This is a genomic window from Williamsia sp. MIQD14 (assembly GCF_051025635.1).
Lineage (GTDB): Bacteria > Actinomycetota > Actinomycetes > Mycobacteriales > Mycobacteriaceae > Williamsia_A.
The window spans coordinates 583,258-606,144 of sequence record NZ_JBPFDG010000002.1 but is presented as its reverse complement, the minus strand read 5'-3'; the positions used below and the strand labels follow the sequence as shown (position 1 = coordinate 606,144).

The window sequence follows — 22,887 nt, the reverse complement described above, 5'->3', positions numbered from 1 at the left end:
CCCACTGCCTGTGTCCAACCCGTCTGGTGCGTCCTGAGACAACGCAGCCTAGGTCAGTCATGTCGAGTGGCGGGTCGTTCCTGCCTTCTCGGAAGCACTGCGCACCGGGTGCCGTCTGCGTTGCCAACGGCGTGATCGCTTGAATCGCGGTGGGGCGCTCTGCCCGGTAGCGGCCTCGAACTCTTCGACTGAGATGTACTTCTGCAGCAGCGAAACCACCATTGCAGCAAGGACACCCACGACGAACAATTGGCCCAGCAGGACGAGTGGGCCCGCGACCAACCCCAGTCCGTACCCTCGCCACCCGGCCTTCTGTTGTTGCTCGGCCGTGGTTCCGGACCGGACGATCATCGGAAGTCCGAGCTTCTTCTCGGCTTCCGAACGCCGCATCAGCGAGAAGCCCCATGCGAAGCTCGAGAGCACCGCTACAGACATGACAGTCAGGGCGACTGCGCGAAGTGATGCCGGTGTCCCGGGGTCGGTGATCACAATTGTGAAGAGCAGTCCGACGAACCATGTAGACAAGCCGAAGAGAGCGAACCACAGGAGAAACAACCAGGTCCGCAGCCACCAGTAGTAAAATCCGCGCCGCTGCCACGTCTTTCCGAGCAGCCTGATCGAGGGGATAGGATCCACGGCTGTTTGCGTCACCCGAAGACCGACTTCCATACGGATTTGGTCGAGTTCCAGGCGCCTTTACCCATGTCTGCTATGTCGTCCCCGGTGTTCGAGAAGGTATTGCTCGTGCCATGCAGGACCCCGGCCACAACTCCGTGATCGTGAATATCCTCGGACCAGTGCTCGTGGAAAGCGTTGTACCCCACTCCTCCCACTGCGACTCCCACGAGACCGGCGGTTGCGCCGACGGCAAGCACTGGCGCCTCCACGGGTGCTGCGGCAACCACCAACGCCCCGCCGGCCAAACCGACCGCTCCCGCGGCGTAGTCGTTCACATGCGCGGTGGTGTTGCTCCAACCCTTTTGGTGGTCGTCGATCGCCTGCAGTTCTGCCACTGCACCTGTCGCCGCAACATCGATCACCGGAATGTCCTTGAGAAATTTCAGTTTGCCTGGCAGTTTCTCTGAAAGGCTGCCAACTCCTTTCAGGTCCGAGATCTTGCTGTTGAGTATCTGAGACATCGGCAGTTCGCCTTTGCCGGCCTGCGCGTCCGCCAGGTGGGATTTCATCGCGTTTAGCTCTCGTGAGGCCGCAAGATGGTTCAACCGTGCTTCTGTGCCCTCGGGTACTGCGAGGCCCTGTTGCCTATATCGGGCCTGTTCAGCCTTCAACTTCCAGCGAAGTTCACGAAAATCCTCGCGCGACTTCGCGATGTCTTCGGGAAGGTTGCCCTTCACCTTGTCGTTGCGGTCGTTGGGTACGACGTAGAAGGACTTCAGGTAGTCGCCCATGGTGATAGAGTCAGCCCCTTCTTGTCGTCCGAAACCACGGGCTCGGCCAGTTCGGCGAGATCGGAAGCGGCGTCCAGTCGAAATCCCTGAGCCAGTTGCTTCGCCTCGGCGTACGCGGCCTGATAGTCCATCTGAGCTTGCATCGCGGAAACGGCGTTCGGTGCCGTCGGATCGCCGGTGATGACGAGAGGAAGCGGAACGCCGTCGGCGCCTATCTGGGCACCGCGTGCTTGCGCTTCGTGCGCGCCGTCATAGAGCGCGGACTCCAGGGCCGACAGACTGTCGGCGAGATCAGCGATCACATCTCCCGCTTTTCCGGCGAGTTCGCCGATAGCGCCGGCTCGAACCGCGTCCGACGTCCACAGCTTGCGGAACATCTCGGCCGCCTCACCGGACCAACTGGCGTCGCTACCGAGCTTGTCCACCCCATTCGTGAGATCGGAGACGATGGGCTCTACGAGTCCCGGCGCTTTTTGTAACGTCGATCCTGCGGACTGGAGTCCCGCGATGTCCCCGCCGACCCAACTCATCGGAAATCCTTATTGAGGTTGTCCCAGAGAAAGCGGTTCTTGTTGACCTCTTCTGTCCGGTCGTACTTGTCGCGAGCGTCGTGAAGCTTTGCCGAATGGTCTTCGATCGAGGCCGACATGGATCGGTTCAATACTCCGAGCATCTCGACGACCGCCTGCATTGCAGCGTTGCAGCTGCCGTCACCTGAGTCGGCAAGCGTCGGGTTCGACGCCTCTGCGGCCGCGTCGTACTCGCGCGCAGCGTTCGCGAATCGTCCTGACAGAGCAGCGAGATCCTCGAGAACCACTTTCACATCAGTCATCTGTCAGCACTTCCTGTAGAGCGGCCAGTCGGCCGGCGGTCCATTCGGCATCCACGACGCCCGGCGTCGGATCGAGCACTATCGGGACCCCCATGTGAACCGCGGCCAGATCAGCGGGCGGCAGTCCCACCCACGGTTGGAAGTCGCCCAGCATGGCAACCAGAGCTTCGACTGTGGAGAAACAGAGGAGCACGGTGTGCCCCTTCGACGTCGCGAGCTCGATGTCAAAGCCTTTGGTCCCGTCGACACGGGGGTGAGCGGGGATGATCGCGAGATCAGGCAATTGCGACCCGATTGATGCGGCGGCGTTGTCGACCTGTCCCGCGTGCGAACGCCGGTAGGTCTCCTCGGCCCGGGAGGTCGCGCGCCACATGTCGAGGAGCGCGGCGGGTGGCTGCGCGGCCCAACCGTTCTCCTCGGCCCACTCGTCTTGCATCTGTGCGGCTGTCAGGTCGCCCGGCTGCCATGTCACGGTCCGATCGCCCCCTCGTCGTACAACGGTTCTGTCGCGGTACCTTAGCGTGTCTCATGAAGGCGACTTCGGTGAACGACAAGGCCTCTGATCTGCGTGTTGCACGGGCCTTGGACACGCCTCAAGGCGTCGTCGCCGCCACGGGACCAAATCAGGCGGCTCGTACGTTGGAAGAGGAGATGCCGCAGCCAGCGGTGTTCCAAGGAGGTATCGATGACCACGAAGTACGCGAAGACGAGCGAGGCCGTGAGCCGACTGACGCCCGATCAGTACCGGGTGACTCAGAAGGACGGCACCGAGCCGGCGTTCGCCAACGAGTACTGGGACAACCACGAGCCCGGGATTTACGTCGACGTCGTGTCGGGTGAGCCGTTGTTCTCCTCGACCGACAAGTACGACAGCGGCACCGGTTGGCCGAGCTTCACCAAGCCGATCGAGTCCGACGCCGTGACCACCAAGACCGACCGCAAGCTGCTGATGAAGCGCACCGAGGTCCGCTCGGCCACCGCCGACAGCCACCTCGGCCACGTCTTCGGCGACGGCCCCCGATCGGAAGGCGGCCAGCGGTTCTGCATGAACTCCGCGGCCCTGCGGTTCGTCGGAGTCGACGAGCTCGAGGCCCAGGGCTACGGCGAGTACCGCACCCTGTTCACCACCCCCACCACCACTGAGGAGCACACACGATGAGCACCGACACCGGCCAGGTCACCACCGCAACCGGCACCGAGACCGCCGTCCTGGCGGGCGGCTGCTTCTGGGGCATGGAAGACCTCATCCGTCGCCGTCCCGGCGTGATCTCCACCCGCGTCGGCTACACCGGCGGCACCAACGACCACGCCACCTACCGCAAGCACCCTGGCCACGCCGAGGCCGTCGAGATCGTGTTCGACCCGTCGCAGACCACCTACCGCGACATCCTGGCGTTCTTCTTCCAGGCACACGACCCGACCACCAAGGACCGCCAGGGCAACGACCGCGGCTCGAGCTACCGCTCGGCGATCTTCCCGCAGTCGCCCGAGCAAGAGAGGGTGGCGCGCGAGACCATCGCCGACGTCGACGCCTCGGGTCTGTGGCCCGGCAAGGCCGTCACCACCATCGAGCCCGCCGGCCCGTTCTGGCAGGCCGAGCCCGAGCACCAGGACTACCTGATCCGCAACCCCGGTGGCTACACCTGCCACTACGTGCGTCCCGGTTGGGTGCTCCCCAAGCGTGACGAGGCCACCGCCAGCTGAGTCTTTTCGCACCACGGCGTACGCCCACCGTTCCTCCCCGGAGCGGTGGGCGCTCTCGTGTCCGGGTTTCAAGTCCGTGTGAATGCGATCTATCGGGCAAAACGCCCATGCCTCTGGGTGTTTCGTGGCAAGTGCCTGTTGATTCCATCGGCGGACGGTGCTTGCGGGTGATCAGTGAGACTCTGGAACCATGCCCCGTATCTCGTTGACGAAGAAGTCCGCAGCGGTTCTCGCCGCACTCGGATCGGCCGTCGCCATCACCTGCGCCACCGCACCGGCGGCCCAGGCCGACATCCCGAACATCCCGGCGATCGCGAACGGGGGAGCGGCCCTGGTGCGCGGCGCGACTCTGCTGCACATCAACAGGTTCGGTAACTACGGCTGCGAGGACTTCGTCGACGCCGCGTACGGGAAGACCACGGCCACCGGGATTCCCCACGATGGCGCTCTGGCCTTCTATCAAGCCCTCGCCGCCCGTGGGCAGGGCCACGCCACGCTGCCGGCGCCGCCCGGTGCCCTGGTGTTCTCCCGCGGCGAGGACGGCGACCACGTCGACATCGCCATCGGCAACGGCCAGTACGAGAGCGGGGGTGTGCAGGGCTTCGCGCGGGGTATGGCGACGGCACCAACAACCAGATCCTGCCGTCGGCCAACCTCGGCAGGTGGACCCTCGTCGGTTGGGCGTATGCACCGTGGAGCGCTGTCTGACACTCCGACGCTCGTCACCTGAAGGTCCTCTGAAGGTCTCCGCGACAATTCCGACGTTCTCAGGCTGAACACAGGTTTTCGCGCGAGATTCGGCCGTGCATCACAGCGATGACACGTGAGGAGAACCATGACAGCCACCGGACACACAGCCATCTGGACTCGACGGGTGGGCGCGGCTGCAGCCGTCGCACTCGGGGTCGGACTGGCCGCGGGAATTCCCGCCGCGACCGCATCGGCCGCGCCCGCGCAGTGCACACCGCAGGCCCGCGCGGCCGCCGTGGCGCAGGCCGCGCCCGCGATCGCCGGCGTCCTCGCCCGTCACCCGGATCTCGCCGCTGAACTCGCCCACGTGCGCACCCTGCCGAAGGATCAGCGGCGCAACGAGATCCGTGCGTTCCGCAAGACCCATCGAGAAGAGTTCAAGGAACTCCGTCAGGCTCGCACACCGATTCGTGACCACCACAGGGAGTGCCACCCGAAGCGGTGACACGCCACCGCTGTGCCCGGTCGACCTCAGTCGGCCGGGCACAGTGCCGGGTGCATCAGGCCTCCATCACCTTCTCGGTGGGGAGCTCTCCGACCGGGCATTCCGCAACGCCGATGGTGTCGCGGGTGATGGCCTCCACGGCACGTTGGGTGGCCTCGGCGTCGGTGACCCAGTTGCGATAGAAGTCGAACGGACACTCCGCGACCCCCTTGTCGCCGTCGCCGCCGGCGAAGACGCCGGTGTATCCGCGGTGCAGGAGCTTGAAGAGGTGGTTCTGCGACTGGTCGTACCGACGCGCATCGCGAATGGTCGACAGTGACAGCTGGGCATACTGGATGCCGTACTCCTCTTCGCCGCATTCGCCGAGAGTGCGGCCGTCGAACCCGATGATCGAGCTGTGGCCGAAGTAGGAGTACACGCCGTCGAAGCCGGTGGCGTTGGCCACGGCCACATAGCAGTTGTTGGCCCACGCCATCGCTTTGGCCATCAACACCTGCTGCTCCTTGGCCGGGTACATGTATCCCTGCGGCCGCACGATCAGCTCGGCGCCCTTCATGGCGCAGTCCCGCCAGATCTCCGGATAGTTCCCGTCGTCGCAGATGATCAGCGAGATCTTCAAGCCCTTCGGCCCATCGCTCACGTACGTCTGACCGCCCGGGTACCACCCCTCGATCGGTGTCCACGGCAGAATCTTTCGATACTTCTGCACGATCTCGCCCTGATCGTTGATGAGCACCAGGGTGTTGTAGGGCGGCTTGTTCGGATGATCCTCGTGGCGCTCTCCGGTGATGGAGAAGACGCCCCACGTCTTCGCCTCCCGACAGGCGGCGGAGAAGATGTCGGTCTCGTCGCCCGGGATCACCGACGCGGTCTCATACATCTCGTCGGGGTCGTACATGATGCCCTGCGTCGAATACTCAGGGAACACAACGAGATCCATACCCGGCAGACCGCTCTTCATGCCGACGACCATCTGCGCGATCGACTGCGCGTTCGCGAGCACCTGGGCGCGGGTGTGCAACCGCGGCATCTTGTAGTTGACCACCGCCACCCCGACGGTGTCCGGGCTGGAGGAGATGTCTCCGTGTCGCATGTGCGCTCCTGACGGGGCCGTGGGTGGGCGTGCACCCTCACGCTAGAGCGATCGCCATGACCGTGCTGTTACCGCGAGGTTCGCGGTGCGTGAACGACTTTCACCCACTGCGCATGCGTGGCGGGTGCTCTAGGTTCGCAGGGGAACAGACGGAGGGTGTGATGTCGGGATACATGAACGAGCGTTTCCGCGCTCTGGACCCGACCGCCGGGTTCCGGCTCGGCGACCTGCGATCACCCGCAGCGTTGGCCGAGGGTCTGCGTGGGTCGATCATCGGTCAGGACCACGCCGTCGACGCGGTGGTGCGGGCAATGACCATCGCCGCGGTGGGCCTGCGCGACCCGCGGCGTCCGATCGCGTCGCTGCTGCTGGTGGGCCCCACCGGTGTCGGCAAGACCGAACTCGCGCGCCAGGTGGCCCACCACGTACGTGGAGACGCCGACAATCTGTGCCGTATCGACATGAACTCCCTCGCCCAGGAGCACTATGCGGCGTCGCTGTCGGGGGCACCACCGGGGTACGCCGGCTCGAAGGAGCAGTTCTCCCTGTTCGACCGTGAGATGGTCGAGGGCACGGTGTCGCGGCCGGGGGTCGTGCTGTTCGACGAGGTGGAGAAGGCACATCCGACCGTGCTGCGTGCGTTGCTGCAGATTGTCGACACCGGCACGCTGCGCCTGGCGTCGGGCAACTCGACGATCGATTTCCGCAACGCGATCATCCTGCTGACATCGAATCTGGGGTCACGGGACGTGCACGATCTGCAGCGCCCGGTCGCTCGCTCGCCGGTGGGCCTGTTGACGTCGGTGGCTCGTCGGTTCCGTGGTGGGTCGCGATCGGAACGTGACGTGGTGCTGAACGCGGTGCGTGCCTTCTTCGATCCCGAACTGCTCAACCGCTTCGATGAAGTCATCACGTTCACGTCGCTCGACGACACCGACGCACGCCGCGTCGTCGACGCGGAGGTCGACCATCTCATCGCGGCGCTCGCCGCCCGTGGCGTCCACGCGACCGTCACCGATCGTGCTCGTACCCAACTCGTCGACGCCGGTTTCGACGCGCGCTACGGTGCCCGTGCGCTGCACCGGGTGATCCGCACGGAGTTGCATGCGCCGATCGCTACGCTGCTCGCCACCGCAGACGGGGGAGTGCTCGGGCACGTCGTCGCCGATGCTGGCTCGGCGGGAGTGTCGGTGACCGCGGCACCGGTGCGCGCCCAGGCAACGCAGAACGCCCACCGACCCTGAAGGCCGGTGGGCGTTGCAGTCGTGCGGTACAGCGTCAGGCGTTCTGGGTCTCCAGCGACGGGTAGTCGGTGTAGCCCTCGGCGCCGGGCGCGTAGAACGTGGCCTGGTTGGGCTCGGTGAGCTCGGCGCCCTGCTTGAGTCGCTCCACGAGGTCGGGGTTGGAGATGTACCAGCGGCCGACGATGACCGCGTCGGCGGTGCCATCGGCGACGAGCTTCTCGAGCTGCGCGAAATCGGACTCGATCGCGAAGCCGGTGTTGAGCAGGAACGGGACCTTGATCTCGGGACGCAGGGTCGCGAGAACCGGGTCGGTCGGCTCGATGAGGAAGTGCACGTACGCGAGCGGGATGTCGGCGATGGCGCGCAGCAGCTCCTGGTGCACGGGCACGGTGTCGGACTCGTTCATCCCGTTGGCCTTGTGGCCGGGGCTGAGGCGGATACCGACCTTGTCGGCACCGATCTCGTCGACGACGGCCTTGACGACCTCGATCACGATGCGCGCGCGATTGGCGGGCGAGCCGCCGTATTCGTCGGTGCGCTGGTTGCTGTCGTCACCCAGGAACTGGTGCAGCAGGTACCCGTTGGCGCCGTGGATCTCCACGCCGTCGAGGCCGGCGTCGATGGCGCGGCGAGCAGAGCTGCGGAAGGCGTCGACGATGCCGGCGATCTCACTGGTCTCCAGGGCGCGTGGCGCGATGAGGTCGACGGTGCCGTTGGGTCCGTGGGCGGTGCCCTCGGCGGCGATGGCCGACGGGCCGACCGGGTCGCCGCCGGGGAGGTCGGGGTGCGCGACGCGACCGACGTGCCAGGTCTGGACGAAGATCTGGCCGCCCTCGTTGTGCACGGCCTCGGCGATCTCGGCCCACTTCGCCTGCTGCGCATCGTTGTGGATGCCAGGGGTGTTCATGTACGCGCCACCGGCCGATGCACTCGACTGCGTCGCCTCGGTGATGATGAGTCCGGCACCCGCGCGCTGGCGGTAGTACTCGGTCTGCAGATCGGTGGGCGTGCCGTCGGGCTCCGCACGCAGGCGGGTCAGGGGCGCCATGAACACGCGGTGCGGCGTGTGGATGACACCGGAATCGAACGGCTGGAGCAGCGGTGAATCAGCGTTGAGCGTGTAGGTCATGCACGGGTCAACACGGTGGGGGTTCGCAGACAGTCCCCGATGCGACGCACGTCACTGTCGCTCCCGGTAGGAGTGGTCCGATGCTGCGACGGTAGCCAACACACGCGAGCGACTGACAGACGCTCCAGCCGCAAGGTTCGCGTGTCGAAACACGCATGCCCCTCCTCAGCCGGACATAGGCTACTGCGCGAGTGCTACCAAAATCGAAATCTTGAAGAAGGAATCTTTCATGAGGCCGACCAAAATCGAGGCTGATATCGCGTCGCTCCTTCAGCGCTACGTGTACGCACTGGTCGACCCTCGAGATGGTGTGCCGTTTTATATTGGAAAGGGGACGAATTCGCGGGTCCTGCAACATGGACTTGACGCCACCCATTGGTCCGAATTAGGCGACGACTCGGCAGACGAAGAGCACGCGAAACTCGCTCGTATTAACAGCATTCGATCCGAGCACTTGGAACCCGAAGTATGGATCTTGCGATACGGGATGACGCCCAACGAGTACTCTGCAGTCGAGGCGACTGTTATTGACCTTCTGAGAACATTCCCCATCGCTTCCCTCAACCCGCCAGATCGCCGACGCGCGCTGACAGGTGGCGTCGATCTAACAAACAAAGTCCGCGGTTCTGGCGCGGCAAACGGAGTAATTCGCCTCAGTGACCTTGTTCGGGAGTTCTCGGCGCCGAAGCTGACAGCCGAAGAGCCCTTACTGCTGGTCACGCTGGGGCAGTGGACAGAATCGTCGGAGCGTTTACCAGGCGGCGGCTACCGGACTGGGTCTGGTTTCAAGAAGGAGTGGGTTGATCCCTCTGTGCTTGCACCAGAGTTGGGTGTGTTGGGCGAGTCAGTGTGCTGTTGGTGGAAGTTGAACGAGCTGCGAGTAGAAAAAGAAGGCATCCGTCATATGGTCGCCTGCTATCGGCAAGTGACTCGCGGGCTATTCAAGATCGAACCGGACTCTCTCAAAGTCACCGAATCAAAGACATCTGCCGGCAGGGCTTCGAAACGAAAGGGCTTTAGTGTGACCGCCGTGACCGAGGGACCTCTGTGGGAAGAGGTTATTGGTCCAAACGGTCACCGAATACCGCCGAAAAAGAGGGGTGAGCAAGCGCAATACCGCTACTGGCCGTACCCGATTAGTGGCTGAAGTTGCCTATCCTCCCGCATAAATGCCAGCCCTACGGACTGTGCCGACCGATGGACGTCTCCGACCGCCTGTGCGCGCTAGATGGTCCGCTGCATTGCAGCGAGTACCCCCGCAGTCAACTGGGGGTTGTCGAGTGGGTACGGGGAATTGTCCAGGTAGATCCGAAAGTTCTCGCGAGGCTTGATGACTCCGGGGCTGAAGGTGATGACACCGAGGCTCTCGCCATTTGCTGTCTTTATCCGCATCTGTGTCGGCCCCTTGACAAGACTGATCAGCATCCCAGGAACCGCAAGAAAGAAGGCATCACCGGTGAGCCTGCTCGGCACACCCAGAGTTCGGCGCCACACTGCATCGCGAAGGCGCTCGGTCACTGAGAAAAGCCTCGTCCCCGACGCGGAGTGAATCGTCCAGTGAGTTTGGAACACCGCACGGAATCGATGCGCTTTGACGATCGCAATGACCTGCCCGTGTGGATCTTTCGCCTCTGTGATGCGGCTCCCGAACCGCGGGCGAGTCAGCGTGTAGAGCGGCTCTGTAGTGGTCTGGGTTGCTGACACGGTAACCGGCTCACGGCGTGGCCTATCCGGGTGATTGATCCACAGCAGGGCAACTTTTCGGCCGGTTGCATCCGGACCGGTTGCCGACATCCGGAACTTGGCCTTCTCGGGCCTGACGACGAGAAGATGAGCGGGATTCTTTTCCTTCTTGAGCTGCGAGGGCCCGCGCTTCCCTTCCGTTGGGCTGAGTCCGGTCGATTGCGCCGTCATCGGCCCTCATCCTTCGCCTTGTCCGCCAGTCCGTCGAGCTGGGTCTGCAACTGTTCGACAGCGGCCGGCGTATTTTTGAGTGCTTCGGGAACATCCTTCGCAGTCTGGACGAGCGACGTGCCCTCCACCTTCTCCGCAGTGTCGGGACTGATGAAGGAGTGCAGCTCCTGCTGCGTGGCGTTTGCAGAAGCCGATGTCGCGGTCGAAAGGACCTGCCGCGTACCCGATCTGAGAACTGATTCCTCCGCTTTTTCTCCGAGTGGAGTTACGGCTCTGGGAAGGATTCTTTCGCTCACCGCCTTGCCAGCCGGGCCGGTGAGCATGCTGAAGGCGCCCTGCGATGCGATCTTGGTGGGGTCGAGCTTGTTCTCGCCGGTAGCCAGCGACTCGACTCCCTCCTTGCCGAATTCCACGCCCGCTCCGATGGAGGCATTCTGTGCCGCGCCTTTGGCGACCGCGTTCACCGCCTTGGGCACGGTCGTCCCGACTGCTGACGCCGCGGTGCGACCGGCATCCGCGGCCGCCGAGGCGCCCGCTCGTCCGGCTTTTGCCGCGGCCGACGCAGCAGTCTTGACCGCGCCGGTGGCCATTGGTTCGAGCTTCGACAGCACCTCCGCTGCGCGTCCGGCGAAACCCTTCACCGCGGCCGCGACGGCGCGGGCTGCCTCGATGAGGGCCTCGATGACCCGACGGATCTTCGCGGCAGCGGTGGCGATGCGGGCAGCGACGGCGGCCTGGGCGGCAATCTCGTCGAGGCCGGCGGTGAAGAACGCCAACACGGCTCCGCCGGCTTCGATGGCGGCGGTCTCGATGATGAGTTCCTTGAGAGTGGAGATGATCTCGTGGTGGGCCTGGTCGAGATGGGCCGCGTACTCCGAGCAGGAGGCGCCCAGTTCGGTGCACACCGACGCGAGATCGCTGAGGTGCTGGCCGGTGTCGGTGCAGGCCGTGGCTGCGGCACCACACTCGGGACTCTTCTGCGCGGACACCGCAGAGGCAGCACCCGCCACGGGACGGGCCGCAGCCTGCAGTTGCGCGGCGGTGGCCTGCCACGCGGCGTCCGCGGCATGCAACCGGTCCTGGTGACCGTTGGGCCACACGTATCCGACGAGTCCCTCGACCAACGACCATCCGGGCGGTCCTCCACCACTGCCGCCCGCGGCCGAGGGCGGTGACGGGGCGGACATCGTCGGGGGAGTGGGCGCGGCGGGCAGCGCAGCATCTCCTCTGCCGCCGATGGTCGCAGCGGCGTCGGCTTGGGCGTGGTTGGCGCCGGTGGCGTGCAGCCGGGTCGCAACGTTGCCTGCCGCGCCGACCGCAGACGCGACCGCGCTCAATGCTGCGCGGGCGCCCTCGTCGTAGCTGTTCGACCATTCGGCGCCCGCGTTGTCGGAACCACCCATCCCGCCGGAGCCGCTCAGAGCCGCAGCCAAGGTGCTTGCGGCCGACTGGGTTGATCGCGCGACGTCGGTCATTCCGCTCGCGGCGTGGGTGAACTGGACGGGATCGACGACGAGAGTCGGCATCAGCCCCACATCTCCGTGTTCGCGGTGACCGCGGCGGTGTAATTGGTGTGCGCGGTGTCGCCTGCTGTGCGCAGTTCGGCGACAGCTGAACGCATCTCGGCTGCACCCTTTGTCCAGCGGTCGTGGGCCGCGCGCTGGGCGTCGGCGGCCTCGCCGGTCCAGGTGGTGTGCAGTGAGGCGACGGTCTTGTCGACGTCGGAGCAGACAGTCTCGGCGTCAGAATCGAACCGAGCCATCGCGGCGACGATGTCGGCGAGTTCGTCGGTGTTGATCGTGAACTGTTGCGCCATCAGAGGTCCAGGTTCAGCAGGCCGGAGCCACTGGTGCCAACGGTCGAGGCGTTCGACGACTCCTGACCGGAATAGGTGCTCGCGTTGGAGGCGAGCAACGACGACGTCGAGTCGAGACCACCCACGACCTCTTTCGCGCCGTGCAGCCACTGCTCCCAGTCCTTGCGGAACGCGTCGGCGGCCTGGCCTTTCCACCCGCCGTTCAGCAGACCGTCCACGCGCTCGGTGAGCGAGCGAACCCGGTCGTCGAGGTTGTCGGCAGCGGCGCGAACGCTCTGGGATGCGCGACTGACCTCGTCGGTGGACACCTTCAGTTCAGACATCGGGCCTCTTCTCGCGTCTGCCGGGCATACGTGCGAATCGTTCGCCGACAATACGGTACGCAAGACGAAGGAGCGACCCTGACCTGCGACGATTCGGACAAATGGGACTTGCCGCAGGGCGGCAGAGTGTTAGTGGTCGAGATTCAGCCGGGGCTTTGAGGCTGCATCAACCTTCCCTAGTCGCTCAGCATTCCGACGCTCGGTCTCCGCGTAGCGATCGGCCGCATAGTTGATCCTGTGTGACTGCGTATCGAGCCGCTCAGCGAGGTGGTCGGAATGTTCGGTGAGTTGACGCACGGCATTTTCCAGCGCCTTCTTCGAATCGCCTACCCAGCCGGAAGCTTCCGCGTCAAAAGCTGCGTAGGCGGTCGCCGCCGCATCGTGAACTCCAGCGCGAGCGCTGTCTATCTGGCTCGCAGCGTGACCTAGATCGGCCGCGTCAACGGTCAATTCGTCGTCAGGCATCGCGATGCGCCTCCTCGATCGTCTGCGTACGAATTTACGGTAACTTGAGTCGCTGCCAGAGGTACGCAGAGACGGAAAGGGCGTCGGCTCGTGGGTGGTCTACAGGTTGCTGACATAGCGCGATGGGACCCGGTCGCCGTCGGCGAGGTCGCGACTGCCAGTCAGAGACTGGCCGTCGCAGTCGATGATGCCGTTCATCCGCTTGCTGGGCTCCCGGGTTTGGAGAGTTGGACGGGAACCGCAGCGAGTAGCGCAAAGTGGGCAATGAGAGACTGCCGCAAGGACGCAGATCGGTACATAGCCGCCACCAAGATCCTCGGCGGGGCGACCACCATTGCCCAGGCGCCGGTCGAGGGCCTGGTGCGAGCGCTGATCGACATCACCATGACGGCGTCGAGTCAAGGTCTGCGAGTGATCGCCGAAACAAGCACTGTCACCGTCGCGGCTTCCACGGCGGGGTTCTCCGATGAGGAGATCTCAGAGGTCAATCGCAACATCGAACAGTTACAAGCCAGAGTCGACAAGCTCGTGGCGGAGGCCAATCGTGTGGACGACGAGCTCGCGGAGGCGTTGTCGAAGGTCACCGACGACGGCATGAAGTCCGTGTGGAAAGTTTCCGGCGCGGATGTCGATTCGTTTGTGGTCGGCGCGCTTGCGGGCGCGAAGACCGATCTGCTGGCGAAGTACGGAGCGCAGGCGCTGACCAGCGCGGACAGTAGCTTGCGCCCCTGGCTCACAGAGATCAACGTCCTCAAGTTGAGTCGAGTCGGTGTGGTCGGCAACGTTGCGATGATGATTCCCGCGATCGTCTCCGACGTAGGCGGAGGTGACGACGTCGGCGTTGCGGTCGCGAAAGAGGCGGGCGGGGCGCTGGCGGGTATCGGCGCTGCCGCCGGAACCGGCGCTCTCGTCGGAAGCGTCGTTCCCGTCGGCGGTACAGCTGTGGGGGCTGTCGCCGGCGTGGTTGTGGGCGGCGTGGTGGCCGTCGCCACGTCGAAAGGGATTGGAGCGTTGTTCGACTGATGATCGACACCGCCGAATTCACGTGGCACAAGGCAGCGGACAGGCGAACACGCAGTCTTCTGTCGTTCCTGATTCTGGCTGTGCTGATGGTATTCATCGGGGCGGTGTCGGCGCTCTTCGGCGACTACTGGATCACGGGCTTCGCCGTCGCATTCCTCGTAGCCGGTTATCCGGCACTCATGGCGCCGGCACCCCGGCTGATTACTCTGACCGATTCAATCGAGGCGCGTCAGAGGAAGCCGTGGACACACTCGCACTGGGTTTTCCCTGTGATGATGCTCATTGCAGCCGTATCGCTCACCGTGCCGGTCTTCGCTGGCTCCATAACCGGCGGCGCAGCACGGCTCCCTTACATCGCGGCCTTGGCGTGGTTCCTGGTGTTCGCGACGTTGATCCACGCCCTGAGGAATCGCGGGACCCTTCGCCTTTCTCGCGACAGCGTCGGGGTGGCTGGTCGTTTCGCCACCCCACTGGTCGACGCCGACTTCGCGCTCGTGCAGATCAGAAAGCTGGCGTTTCCTCAGCTGGAGATGACGTTGGCGCAAGCGCCCAAGCGTGTCCTGTTTCCCACGATGTGTTTCGGCTTGGAAGCCAATTCGCTCTACTCGACCCTGCGGCATTTGGCAGAAGCAGATCCCGCGACGCGCGACGCTTACAGCCCTGAGCTGATTCGCGAGATGCTGCTCTTCACCCCCGACCGAGAGGTCGCGGTCGGTGAGAGCATCGAAGTCCGCGTCGTAGCCCGGCCACGGACACAGGCGGCGTGACGGCCCCGGTGGCGAGAGTCGCTTTCGGGCATCCGATGGCTCGGGTTGATCTCGTACGGGAGTTCACGAGCACAGGTTTGTCGATCACTGGACTGCCGGAGGGGTGGCGGAAGGTGCGTCGAGATGCGGAGCTCGTGACGGTGTCGGACCTGTGGGTCGACGGCAAGGAGGTCAGTCGACAGTCCGAGCTGTCACCGGGGGAGCGCTTCGTGTCCAATGCGATGGCGACAGCGTGGCGAATCACCGATCTTCCGGTTCCGCCCGACCACCTGCTGCAGTTCGCCGAGGCGATGACCGCGGCAACACCGGGTTGGACGCGATACCTGCGCAAGCCAACTCCGGGGCAGGAATGCGGCTCCATGTTATTCGGCGCCCTCGAATCTCCCTTCGGTGAGTTGATTTCGAACTCGCACTGCGTCGTGCGGTCGATCCAGACCGGAGAGTTCATTCTGGCGCAGCTCAACGTGACGGCGCTGGCCTCTCACAGACAAGAACTGGACGGCGTTCGACTGACCGCTGCTGCCGGTCTCCGTGACGTTTGATCTCCGTCCAAGCCCCGACATCGGCGGTAATCTTCACCGCGTGACGACAGACTGGCGTGAAGAGATGGTCGCGACCCTGCGGGGTCTGATCCTCGGGGCCGACGGCGACATCTCCGAGGAGATCAAGTGGCGTAAGCCCTCGAATCCCGATGGTGTGCCGACCTTTTCGTGCGACGGACTCGTCTGCACGCTCGAGACCTACAAGGACAAGGTGAAGCTGACGTTCGCGAAGGGCGCGTCGCTCCCTGATCCGAACAACGTGTTCAACGCGAGCCTCGACGCCGGGACCCGGCGCGCCATCGACATCAAGGCCGACGACGAGTTCGATCAGACCGCGTTCACCGCGCTGGTCCAGGCGGCGGTCGCCCACAACCGCAGCTGAGCGCGACTGCTCGTCAGAGCAGCGCCGACACCTGGCGTCCGGCCTCCAGCGACAGCGGGTCGTCATAGAGGGCAGCCAACGCGTCACGCAGGCGGACGACGTATTCGGTGGTGGCCTCGTCGGGCGCGGTGGCGGCCGGACGGTCGACGCCGCTGGTGTTGATACTCGCCGTGGTCATGGCGGACCTCGAATCGCTCGTCGAACACCGCCGGCATCGAGCCCGGCGGCGTGAGTGGGCAGATCGTGTGCGTCCGACGCCGTAGTGGGCAAGCACCGGGAATGTCCTTGACGGTAACGAAGTCCAGGTCAGCCCGCAAAGCGGAATTCCACAGGCCCCGTCACAGACCCGGATGGCCGTCGTCGTCGGGCGGCACCGGGTCGGGCTCGTCGGACACGCCCCGCGCGACCATCTGGATGATCACCAACGGCGGATCCGACCCGTCCACGAGTTCGCCTGCCGCGTCGACGATCAACCACCCGCCCTCGAGGCGCCGCAACCGGATCCCGTCGAGAGCGGCTCGGTGCTGCGTCCCGGCGAACACGCCGCTCGCGACCTCGAAGATGCGACGGACGTCGTCGGGGTGCGGGGTGTCGCGATTGTCGCGGCGCCCCTTCCACGCGATACCGCTCGGCGGGTCGGTGAGCCACCGCAGCACCCGCATCTTCTCGACGTCCATCACCACCACGTGGATGTTCGACACCCGCGCGATCGAGTTCATCGCCAGCGACTCGACCCGCGTCGTCGCCGGCAGGTTCGGCGCCTCGAAGATCACCCCCGACAACGCCGACGGTCCGGTCGGCAGCATGCTCACCGACGCACGAGTCGCATCGCTCGATCCCGGGCGCAACGTCGCCGTCCCGGTCCAGGGACCCCGGTCGGGGACCAGCATCGCCTGCACCAACCCGATGGTGTCGTCCACCTCGACGAACCGCAGTGCGTCGGCGCTGAGCACGGTCGACGGTTCGGATCCGGCGACGCGGCGGCCGACCAGGGCGGCGGATTCGGCGGGGACACGGAACCGGCGATCGCTCGAGTCCCAGGAGAAGGCGGCAGCTCCGGGCGGGCGCGAGACCTCCGACTCCGAGGCCACCCACGCTGCCGCGACCTCGGCCGATGTACCGGGGATCGGCACACAGCGGATGCCGTCGAACACCACATCAACGGGCTTCTCCGACCGCGGGGCACGCGCCCACCGATCGAGGTCGACCGCCACCGACCGGGCACGTCGCGCGCCGAACGCATCGGTGAGCGCGCGACTCAGCGACGTCCGTGCCCGCGGCACACCCTCGCGGCTGAGCACGGCCGGTCGTCCGGGTTCGCGGAGATCCGCGAGCACCCACTCGACACTCGCCATGAGTTGAAGTTACGTGAGCGTCGGCAACGAGTTGAGACGCGGTCGGTCATCGGTACGGCAGAATCGGGACTCGTGACGTCCCAGGCCCAGTCCGAGGTACGAACCGCCGCCACGACCCGGGAACTCGACGCGTGCGCGCGCACCCTGGCCTCGGCCTTCGCCGACGATCCGTTGATGTCGGTCATCTGGCCCGACACCGACCGCAGGCACGCCGCGCTGCCGCGCTACTTCACCGCGAGCCTCCGGTACGAGCACAGCCGCATCGGCGTCGTCGACCACCTCACCGACCCCACCGGACGCCCGATCGCCGTCGCGGCGTGGGACGGTCCCGACCGCGGCGGCACCCTCGCCGGCCTGGGCCGGACCCTGCGCGGCGCGCCCCGCACCGTGAGCGCGCTCGGTGGTCGGCTCGTGGCGGGTCTCGACGTGCGCCGCCGCCTCGACGCCCACGCGCCGACAGGCCGCCACTGGACGCTGGTGAACCTCGGCGTCACGCCGGCCGCACAGAAAAGCGGGCTCGCGCGGATCCTGCTCGACCACCGACTCGCCTCCGTCGATGCCGACGAGCACCCTGCCCATCTGGTGTGCACCCGCGCGGAGAACGTGGCGCTGTACCGACGGTTCGAGTTCGACGTCAGCGAGGAGTTCGCCCTCGTCGACGGGACACCGCTGTGGTCGATGGATCGTCCACCCGCGCATCGGTGATCAGTGGGCTGTCGGTCGGCGTTCACCCGACGGCCGAGTCGGTGGCAACACCACCCATCGGAGGGCCTGCCGGAGCACGGTGACCGTCTCGGCCCACGCGTGTTGCTCGTGTCGACACGCCGCGGCCTCCTCGCCGTCACCCGATTCGTCGGCCGCGTCTGCGTGCTGCCCCCAACTGATCTCCTCGAGCGTGCACAGGCGCATGAACTCGAGGATGTCGCCGCGGTGGTGCCCGCAGATCTGCGCGACCTCGGCCGGGGTGAGCGGACCGTCCTGATCGAGCTGGATCAGGGTCATGAGCGCCTCGGGCAGCGCCTCGGCGTCGACGTCGTCGGTGTCGGCAGGAGGTCGGCGGTCGGTGAGGGCACTGCGGATCTCCGGTGCGTCGTCGGTGAGGAAGTCGAGCCACGCGGCGAGCGTCGAGGACAGATTGCGCTCATGGAACACCGACGCCTCGAGCGTCATCGTCGCGAAGACCCTGTCGTCGGCGAGAAGCATCCCGACCGTGCCGGCGGAGGTCACGTGGGCGGCGAGGTAGGGGCCCGCCGCGTCGCGATCGGCGACCCGTTCGACGATGCACGCCACCATCTCGATCGCGGGTGTGTCGGCGGCGATGCGGATCCACGAACTGATCGCGCCCGGGATGCGGATGTCGCCGTCGGAGTCGACGTTGATCTCGGTGCCGGTGATGCGTTCGATCGCCTCCACCACCAGGTGCCGCAGATGCGTCTGATCGGTCGGGACGACACCGATCGGGATGTCGGGCTCGAGCGGTGGCGCGGCGGCCACGGCACCGGGGGCAGCGAGGAACGACGGGTCCAGCACCTCCCACACGCGGCGCAGGGTGCTCTCGACCGCCACGGCGAGCCCGTCGACCCCGCGACGGCCCGATTCGAGAACGAAGCTCCCGCTCCGGAGCTGTCGCCAGCCCAGCTCGCCGAGAACGGCGACCTGGTCGAGGCGGCATGCCTCGGTGGGGTGCAGGTCGGAGGCGACCACCGTCGCCCGGACCCGACGCGATCCGGTGACCGAGAACCGGATGGCGCCGTGCGGTCCCTCGGGGAACTCGACCGTCGACTGGGCGACGAGGATCGTGTCGTCCCGCTCGAGGAGTGCGAGTCGATCGGCGAGGTCGATGCGGAACGACCGCCAGGCCGCGGCGACGGCATCGTCGAGATCGAAGTGGGTGCGCATGGCGCCTCCTTCCGGAATCGACGGGGCGTCGAATCGTTGTGCTGCTCTTCGTCTTCGACGCTAGCGCAGGGGTCCGACAGTCTTCGTCGACCCCGCGGTCACCACTCGTGGCCACAGGACCCGCAGCGGCGGGTCGGGGCGTCGCCGATGACCACACACCCCGCGCCGAGGGTGCCGTAGGGCGGCGGCCCCACCGGCATGCCCCACAGCACCCGGAACGTGCGGTGCTCGTTGCAGACCGGGCAGGCCGGTCGGTTGCCGAACATCAGCTCGTCGACGCTGGGGCCGAGCGGCTGGTGCACGATGTCGTGGCAGCTGGGACACAGCGCGACCCAGCCGACGTCGTTGTACGGCTCGTCGTCCATCCGGTGGCGCTGCAGCCGCGGACTGGTCTTCCCGGCCCATCGTCGGCCGCATCCGGTGCATCCCCAGGAACTGTCGGGCCATGCGACGCCCATCGTGTCGACGTTCGCGCAGGACGAGCCGAGCGCGAACCACGGTGTCGGTGAGGCACACTCGGCGACGATCGCGTCGATCACCGCGGCGCCCTCCGTGCGGTGCAGCGTGCGCGGATCGACGGTGACGGCGGTCCCCGCCCGCCGGGTGATCGCGGCCGCCGACAGCGGGTCCGACACCCACGGGTCGGCGGGGTCGAGATCCCAGTCGTCCTCATCGGTGCCCATGCGCAGCACCGACACCCCGAGGACCGCCGCCTCGCGTCCCTGCACGACGGTGACCACGGTGTCACCGTCGGCGACATCGTCGGGGAAGGTCCACCACGTCTCGTCGGTGGTACGGCCGGACCCGTGACGGTCGATCGACTCCCACGGCGCGGCGAACACGACATGCACCGGACGATGCGGGTCGAGGGTGGGGCGGGTGCTGATGGCGGGCTCCTCGGGTGAGCTGGTGGTCTGGGGGTCGCCGACGATACGGCCGGGGTCCGACAGTGGTGGTCGGCACGGGGGAAGCCCTGTGAGAGTGTGAATCGATGAAGCCGTTCTTCGAGGTCATCTCCCACGATGGTGAGGTCGCCTACCGCGCCAACGACCACGCCCAGAGCGCCTGGGGTGACGACCACGTCGCCGGCCCGGCAGTGGTCGGCCTGCTCGCGCAGGTTCTCGAGGACGAGCAGCACCTCGAGGGCTTCCTGCCCGCGCGCACCACCTTCGAACTGCTCCGTGCGTTCAAGACCGCGCCCACCGTCGTGCGGACCGAGGAGATCCGCACCGGCTCGCGCATCAAGGTCTCCCGCGCGCAGGCGTTCCAGAACGACACCCTCGTCGCGACGGCGATGTACGTGCAGTACCGGATGTCGGAGAACGCCCCCGGCGACCGTTGGCGTGCCGACGACACCGTGCCCGCGCCGCCCGTCGACGACGAGCCCGACGCAGTCACCTGGTATCACTCCGACAGTGTCGGTTGGACCAGCGAACTCGAGAAACACCTCGACGCCGACCGCAGCACCGCCTGGTGGAACGTGCTCCCGATGACCGCCGACCGCCCGCCGAGCCCCTACGTGCGGGCGGTGACGACCGCCGAGTGGACCAGCCTCGTCACCAACATGGGCACAGAGTGGGTCGGCTACATCAACGGTGACCTCACCGTCGCGCTCTCGCGACTGCCCGAGGGGGAGTGGGTCGGCGTCCGGGAGGACTCCCACATCGACACCGCAGGGATCGCCGTCGGCACCACCACCTTGTACGACCTCCACGGTCCCATCGGGTCGGGAATGGTCACCGCGCTCAACAACACCCGGGCGTTCTCGTGAACCGCCGACCCGTCGCAGCCTTCCTCGACGTCAACGACACCCTCTCCGATCTCGCCTCGGTGGCACCGGCGTTCACCGACGCCGGTCTGCAGGCCGGTGACGAGCGGGCCTGGTACCTCGCGGTGCTGCGCGACGGGTTCGCGGCCACCGTGGTGGGCGACAACGCCTCCTACGCCGCGATCGGTACCGACGTCGCCCGGTCGATGGTCCGTGCCGCACACCCGGACCGGTCCGACGCCGACCTCGACGCCGCGGCGCAGGCGATCATGACGGCCATGGTCGCCGCGCAACCGCACGCCGATGTCGTGCCGGGGATCGTCGCGCTGGCGCAGGCCGGTGTCCGGGTGATCACGCTGAGCAACGGATCGACCGACGTCGCACGAAAGCTGTTGGGCGACACATCGGCCGGAGCGTCGATGGACTCGTACCTCTCGGCGAACGACGCCGGATCCTGGAAGCCGTCACCGGCCGCCTACCGACACGGATTGCGGTCGGCCGGCGTGGCGGGGGTCGAGGCGCTGATGGTCGCCGTGCACCCCTGGGACCTCGAGGGTGCGCGCCGTGTCGGCATGCGCACGGCGTGGATCAACCGCACCGGGGCCAACCTATCCCGCGCATTTCGGCACGCCCGACATCGAGGTCGCGTCGCTCGTGGATCTCGCCGGCGTCCTCTGACCTGGACTCGTCAGCGCTGGATGTCGCTCTCGGTGAACACATATCGCTGATAGGCGCCCGCGGCGTCGAGCTGCGGCGTGGTGACGATGGAGCGCATCCGTCCGCTGACCATCGCGCGGGTCAGTGCCCGCGCGAGGTCGGGGTCGAGCGCCTGCACTTCGTCGAGCAGATCGAGCAGATAGGTGCGCGATCCCTGTTCGTGGACAACGCCTCCCACGGTGCGCTGCGCTCGGATGCCGTCGGGGCCCAGGGCCGCGACGGCGACGAACAGTTCGGTCTCGTCGGCGTCGAGCACCAGTCGGTAGAACAGGTCGCCGGCCGACTCCGTCCGCATGCCCGCGGGCATCGGCACCTCGGTGACCTCGGCCTCGGACTCGCGGGCGAGCAACATGATCGACTGGCTCGCCGCGCGCAGGCTCACGCCGCGATGGCGGTCGGTCGGTGTCGTGTCGCCGACGAACTCGACGCGCAGCGCGGGGGTCTCGAGGGCGACCATGGCCTCGGCGAGCCTCGCCTGCAGATCGTCGAGGGTCTGGCCGTCGGCCCAGGTGTCCGCTACCGGGTCGACGTACCAGTCGGACTGCAGAACGACGTCGGGCACGTACGGCGATTCGACGTCCACGGCCATGCCGGACGCCTGCGCGAGCTGACACACCGCGGTGATCGGCAGCGAGAACATCCCGCGCGGATCGGCCCGCCGGGGTGCCGTGGCCGTCCAGTACGCGCGGTGGGCGTGCAGGGCCTGGTCGACGGAGGCGGTCAGACCGTCCCGGTCGCCGTCCCAGAGCGCTCCCAGGATGGTGATGACGGGCCGGTCGAGGAACCACGCCGATTCCGCCGCGGTACCGCTCGCGTGGCCCAGTGTTCGCGCCGCCAGAGAGATCTCGGCGTGCCAGTCGGGGGACGCGGCGCCCAGTGCGACCAGCCCGCGATGCAGGTGGGCCTGATGCGGGGACGCCGCACCGACGATCGGTGCAGGGGAGACGTTCTGCGCAGCCGTGAACGCGCTGCTGCCGATGGAGAGCCGGCCCCACCAGTACAGGGCCGACCACCGATCCACCGTGTGCACCGATGCACGCGACTCGCGCGGGTCGAACAGCGCCGTGTGGTGATCGGTGAGGAGGCGCGCGACACCGATGAGGTCGTCGCCGCGGGGATCGGCGGCACACAGCAGACCGAACAACCGTTCCTCCGCGGCGATGCACGCCGCGAGCTCGTCGGGCCCGGAGGAGTTCTCGCGCCACCACGCGGCGTCTCGGGACATCTCCTCGCGCGCCGAGTCGTCGTCGAGGTCGAGTGCGAGCTCGTGTCGTGGGACGACGACGCGTGTGTTCACCGGTCGAACTCCT

Annotated in this window: 30 protein-coding genes; 13 read left to right on the top strand and 17 right to left on the bottom strand. The window is 66.5% G+C overall.

The features are described 5' to 3' along the window. Positions 1–57 precede the first annotated feature (57 nt). Genes ACQ7HM_RS10370 through ACQ7HM_RS10350 form a run of 5 tightly spaced genes read right to left on the bottom strand, consistent with a single transcriptional unit; the run spans position 58 to position 2,713 of the window. Entirely contained in the window at positions 58–636 is a 579-nt protein-coding gene (locus tag ACQ7HM_RS10370) for a hypothetical protein (RefSeq protein ID WP_434216174.1), read from the bottom strand. 11 nt (positions 637–647) lie between these two features. Next, the gene (locus ACQ7HM_RS10365) at positions 648–1,409 is read right to left on the bottom strand and encodes a hypothetical protein (protein ID WP_434216173.1); all 762 of its coding nucleotides are present in this window, start codon (positions 1,407–1,409) and stop codon (positions 648–650) included. Further along, entirely contained in the window at positions 1,394–1,939 is a 546-nt protein-coding gene (locus tag ACQ7HM_RS10360; protein ID WP_434216172.1) for a hypothetical protein, read from the bottom strand. Before ACQ7HM_RS10360 ends, ACQ7HM_RS10365 begins: the two co-directional genes overlap by 16 nt. Further along, positions 1,936–2,241 (bottom strand): DUF6317 family protein, encoded by a 306-nt coding sequence (locus ACQ7HM_RS10355; RefSeq protein WP_434216171.1) that lies wholly within the window; start codon positions 2,239–2,241, stop codon positions 1,936–1,938. Before ACQ7HM_RS10355 ends, ACQ7HM_RS10360 begins: the two co-directional genes overlap by 4 nt. After that, on the bottom strand, positions 2,234–2,713 hold the full coding sequence (locus tag ACQ7HM_RS10350; RefSeq protein WP_434216170.1) for an SAV_915 family protein: 480 nt from the start codon (positions 2,711–2,713) through the stop codon (positions 2,234–2,236). Before ACQ7HM_RS10350 ends, ACQ7HM_RS10355 begins: the two co-directional genes overlap by 8 nt. Positions 2,714–2,926: 213 nt before the next feature. Between ACQ7HM_RS10350 and msrB the strand changes: the two genes are divergently transcribed. The 4 genes from msrB (at position 2,927) to ACQ7HM_RS10330 (ending at position 5,140) form a co-directional block, all read left to right on the top strand. Then, the gene (msrB, locus tag ACQ7HM_RS10345; RefSeq protein WP_434216169.1) at positions 2,927–3,400 is read left to right on the top strand and encodes a peptide-methionine (R)-S-oxide reductase MsrB; all 474 of its coding nucleotides are present in this window, start codon (positions 2,927–2,929) and stop codon (positions 3,398–3,400) included. Continuing rightward, entirely contained in the window at positions 3,397–3,945 is a 549-nt protein-coding gene (gene msrA / locus ACQ7HM_RS10340) for a peptide-methionine (S)-S-oxide reductase MsrA (RefSeq protein ID WP_434216168.1), read from the top strand. The genes msrB and msrA overlap by 4 nt, the downstream gene beginning before the upstream one ends. 190 nt (positions 3,946–4,135) lie before the next feature. Beyond that, positions 4,136–4,675 (top strand): hypothetical protein, encoded by a 540-nt coding sequence (locus ACQ7HM_RS10335; protein ID WP_434216167.1) that lies wholly within the window; start codon positions 4,136–4,138, stop codon positions 4,673–4,675. 105 nt (positions 4,676–4,780) lie between these two features. Next, complete coding sequence (locus ACQ7HM_RS10330) at positions 4,781–5,140, top strand: hemophore-related protein (RefSeq protein ID WP_434216166.1); 360 nt, start codon at positions 4,781–4,783, stop codon at positions 5,138–5,140. 55 nt (positions 5,141–5,195) lie between these two features. On the opposite strand, the gene ACQ7HM_RS10325 is transcribed toward ACQ7HM_RS10330, so the two are convergent. Further along, complete coding sequence (locus tag ACQ7HM_RS10325; protein WP_434216165.1) at positions 5,196–6,233, bottom strand: aliphatic amidase; 1,038 nt, start codon at positions 6,231–6,233, stop codon at positions 5,196–5,198. Positions 6,234–6,394: 161 nt separating this feature from the next. Here ACQ7HM_RS10325 and ACQ7HM_RS10320 point away from each other — a divergent pair, with 161 nt between their 5' ends. Beyond that, entirely contained in the window at positions 6,395–7,477 is a 1,083-nt protein-coding gene (locus ACQ7HM_RS10320; protein WP_434216164.1) for an AAA family ATPase, read from the top strand. Positions 7,478–7,511: 34 nt separating this feature from the next. On the opposite strand, the gene ACQ7HM_RS10315 is transcribed toward ACQ7HM_RS10320, so the two are convergent. Beyond that, a complete protein-coding gene (locus tag ACQ7HM_RS10315) occupies positions 7,512–8,606 on the bottom strand; it encodes an alkene reductase (RefSeq protein WP_434216163.1) in 1,095 nt (364 codons plus the stop codon). Between the two features lie 229 nt (positions 8,607–8,835). On the opposite strand from ACQ7HM_RS10315, the gene ACQ7HM_RS10310 reads away from it, so the two are divergent. Beyond that, positions 8,836–9,753, top strand: coding sequence for an LEM-3-like GIY-YIG domain-containing protein (locus tag ACQ7HM_RS10310; protein ID WP_434216162.1), 918 nt, complete (start codon positions 8,836–8,838; stop codon positions 9,751–9,753). 77 nt (positions 9,754–9,830) lie between these two features. Here ACQ7HM_RS10310 and ACQ7HM_RS10305 read toward each other — a convergent pair whose 3' ends face one another. The 5 genes from ACQ7HM_RS10305 to ACQ7HM_RS10285 form a co-directional block, all read right to left on the bottom strand. Beyond that, the gene (locus ACQ7HM_RS10305) at positions 9,831–10,520 is read right to left on the bottom strand and encodes a hypothetical protein (protein WP_434216161.1); all 690 of its coding nucleotides are present in this window, start codon (positions 10,518–10,520) and stop codon (positions 9,831–9,833) included. Further along, positions 10,517–12,046 (bottom strand): hypothetical protein, encoded by a 1,530-nt coding sequence (locus ACQ7HM_RS10300; RefSeq protein ID WP_434216160.1) that lies wholly within the window; start codon positions 12,044–12,046, stop codon positions 10,517–10,519. The genes ACQ7HM_RS10305 and ACQ7HM_RS10300 overlap by 4 nt, the downstream gene beginning before the upstream one ends. After that, a complete protein-coding gene (locus ACQ7HM_RS10295) occupies positions 12,046–12,336 on the bottom strand; it encodes a WXG100 family type VII secretion target (RefSeq protein ID WP_434216159.1) in 291 nt (96 codons plus the stop codon). The genes ACQ7HM_RS10300 and ACQ7HM_RS10295 overlap by 1 nt, the downstream gene beginning before the upstream one ends. After that, complete coding sequence (locus tag ACQ7HM_RS10290) at positions 12,336–12,659, bottom strand: WXG100 family type VII secretion target (RefSeq protein ID WP_434216158.1); 324 nt, start codon at positions 12,657–12,659, stop codon at positions 12,336–12,338. The genes ACQ7HM_RS10295 and ACQ7HM_RS10290 overlap by 1 nt, the downstream gene beginning before the upstream one ends. Positions 12,660–12,788: 129 nt before the next feature. Then, a complete protein-coding gene (locus tag ACQ7HM_RS10285; protein WP_434216157.1) occupies positions 12,789–13,124 on the bottom strand; it encodes a WXG100 family type VII secretion target in 336 nt (111 codons plus the stop codon). 264 nt (positions 13,125–13,388) lie between these two features. Here ACQ7HM_RS10285 and ACQ7HM_RS10280 point away from each other — a divergent pair, with 264 nt between their 5' ends. The 4 genes from ACQ7HM_RS10280 to ACQ7HM_RS10265 all read left to right on the top strand — a co-directional run bounded on the left by ACQ7HM_RS10280 (position 13,389) and on the right by ACQ7HM_RS10265 (position 15,838). Continuing rightward, a complete protein-coding gene (locus tag ACQ7HM_RS10280; RefSeq protein WP_434216156.1) occupies positions 13,389–14,147 on the top strand; it encodes a hypothetical protein in 759 nt (252 codons plus the stop codon). After that, on the top strand, positions 14,147–14,914 hold the full coding sequence (locus tag ACQ7HM_RS10275; protein WP_434216155.1) for a hypothetical protein: 768 nt from the start codon (positions 14,147–14,149) through the stop codon (positions 14,912–14,914). Before ACQ7HM_RS10280 ends, ACQ7HM_RS10275 begins: the two co-directional genes overlap by 1 nt. Before the next feature lie 134 nt (positions 14,915–15,048). Next, positions 15,049–15,456 carry a hypothetical protein gene (locus ACQ7HM_RS10270; protein WP_434216154.1) on the top strand — a complete coding sequence of 136 codons (408 nt, stop codon included), beginning with the start codon at positions 15,049–15,051 and terminating at the stop codon, positions 15,454–15,456. Positions 15,457–15,496: 40 nt separating this feature from the next. Beyond that, positions 15,497–15,838 carry a DUF1801 domain-containing protein gene (locus ACQ7HM_RS10265; RefSeq protein WP_434216153.1) on the top strand — a complete coding sequence of 114 codons (342 nt, stop codon included), beginning with the start codon at positions 15,497–15,499 and terminating at the stop codon, positions 15,836–15,838. Between the two features lie 13 nt (positions 15,839–15,851). Here the strand turns inward: ACQ7HM_RS10265 and ACQ7HM_RS10260 are convergent, their stop codons facing one another. Together ACQ7HM_RS10260 and ACQ7HM_RS10255 are read right to left on the bottom strand one after the other, a co-directional pair. Next, positions 15,852–16,016 carry a hypothetical protein gene (locus ACQ7HM_RS10260; RefSeq protein ID WP_434216152.1) on the bottom strand — a complete coding sequence of 55 codons (165 nt, stop codon included), beginning with the start codon at positions 16,014–16,016 and terminating at the stop codon, positions 15,852–15,854. Between the two features lie 160 nt (positions 16,017–16,176). Then, positions 16,177–17,193 (bottom strand): hypothetical protein, encoded by a 1,017-nt coding sequence (locus ACQ7HM_RS10255; protein WP_434216151.1) that lies wholly within the window; start codon positions 17,191–17,193, stop codon positions 16,177–16,179. A 72-nt stretch (positions 17,194–17,265) separates the two neighbouring features. Between ACQ7HM_RS10255 and ACQ7HM_RS10250 the strand changes: the two genes are divergently transcribed. Next, positions 17,266–17,898 carry an N-acetyltransferase gene (locus tag ACQ7HM_RS10250; RefSeq protein WP_434216150.1) on the top strand — a complete coding sequence of 211 codons (633 nt, stop codon included), beginning with the start codon at positions 17,266–17,268 and terminating at the stop codon, positions 17,896–17,898. Here the strand turns inward: ACQ7HM_RS10250 and ACQ7HM_RS10245 are convergent, their stop codons facing one another. Continuing rightward, entirely contained in the window at positions 17,899–19,092 is a 1,194-nt protein-coding gene (locus ACQ7HM_RS10245) for a TY-Chap domain-containing protein (protein ID WP_434216149.1), read from the bottom strand. It abuts the gene before it with no gap. A 98-nt stretch (positions 19,093–19,190) separates the two neighbouring features. Next, the gene (locus tag ACQ7HM_RS10240; protein WP_434216148.1) at positions 19,191–19,943 is read right to left on the bottom strand and encodes a hypothetical protein; all 753 of its coding nucleotides are present in this window, start codon (positions 19,941–19,943) and stop codon (positions 19,191–19,193) included. A 140-nt stretch (positions 19,944–20,083) separates the two neighbouring features. Here ACQ7HM_RS10240 and ACQ7HM_RS10235 point away from each other — a divergent pair, with 140 nt between their 5' ends. Both ACQ7HM_RS10235 and ACQ7HM_RS10230 read left to right on the top strand, forming a co-directional pair. Continuing rightward, a complete protein-coding gene (locus ACQ7HM_RS10235; protein ID WP_434216147.1) occupies positions 20,084–20,863 on the top strand; it encodes an acyl-CoA thioesterase domain-containing protein in 780 nt (259 codons plus the stop codon). Beyond that, positions 20,860–21,588: a haloacid dehalogenase type II gene (locus ACQ7HM_RS10230; protein ID WP_434216146.1), complete on the top strand. Its 729-nt coding sequence runs from the start codon at positions 20,860–20,862 to the stop codon at positions 21,586–21,588. Before ACQ7HM_RS10235 ends, ACQ7HM_RS10230 begins: the two co-directional genes overlap by 4 nt. Here the strand turns inward: ACQ7HM_RS10230 and ACQ7HM_RS10225 are convergent. Then, complete coding sequence (locus tag ACQ7HM_RS10225; protein WP_434216145.1) at positions 21,549–22,874, bottom strand: immunity 49 family protein; 1,326 nt, start codon at positions 22,872–22,874, stop codon at positions 21,549–21,551. The genes ACQ7HM_RS10230 and ACQ7HM_RS10225 overlap by 40 nt on opposite strands. Positions 22,875–22,887 lie beyond the last annotated feature (13 nt).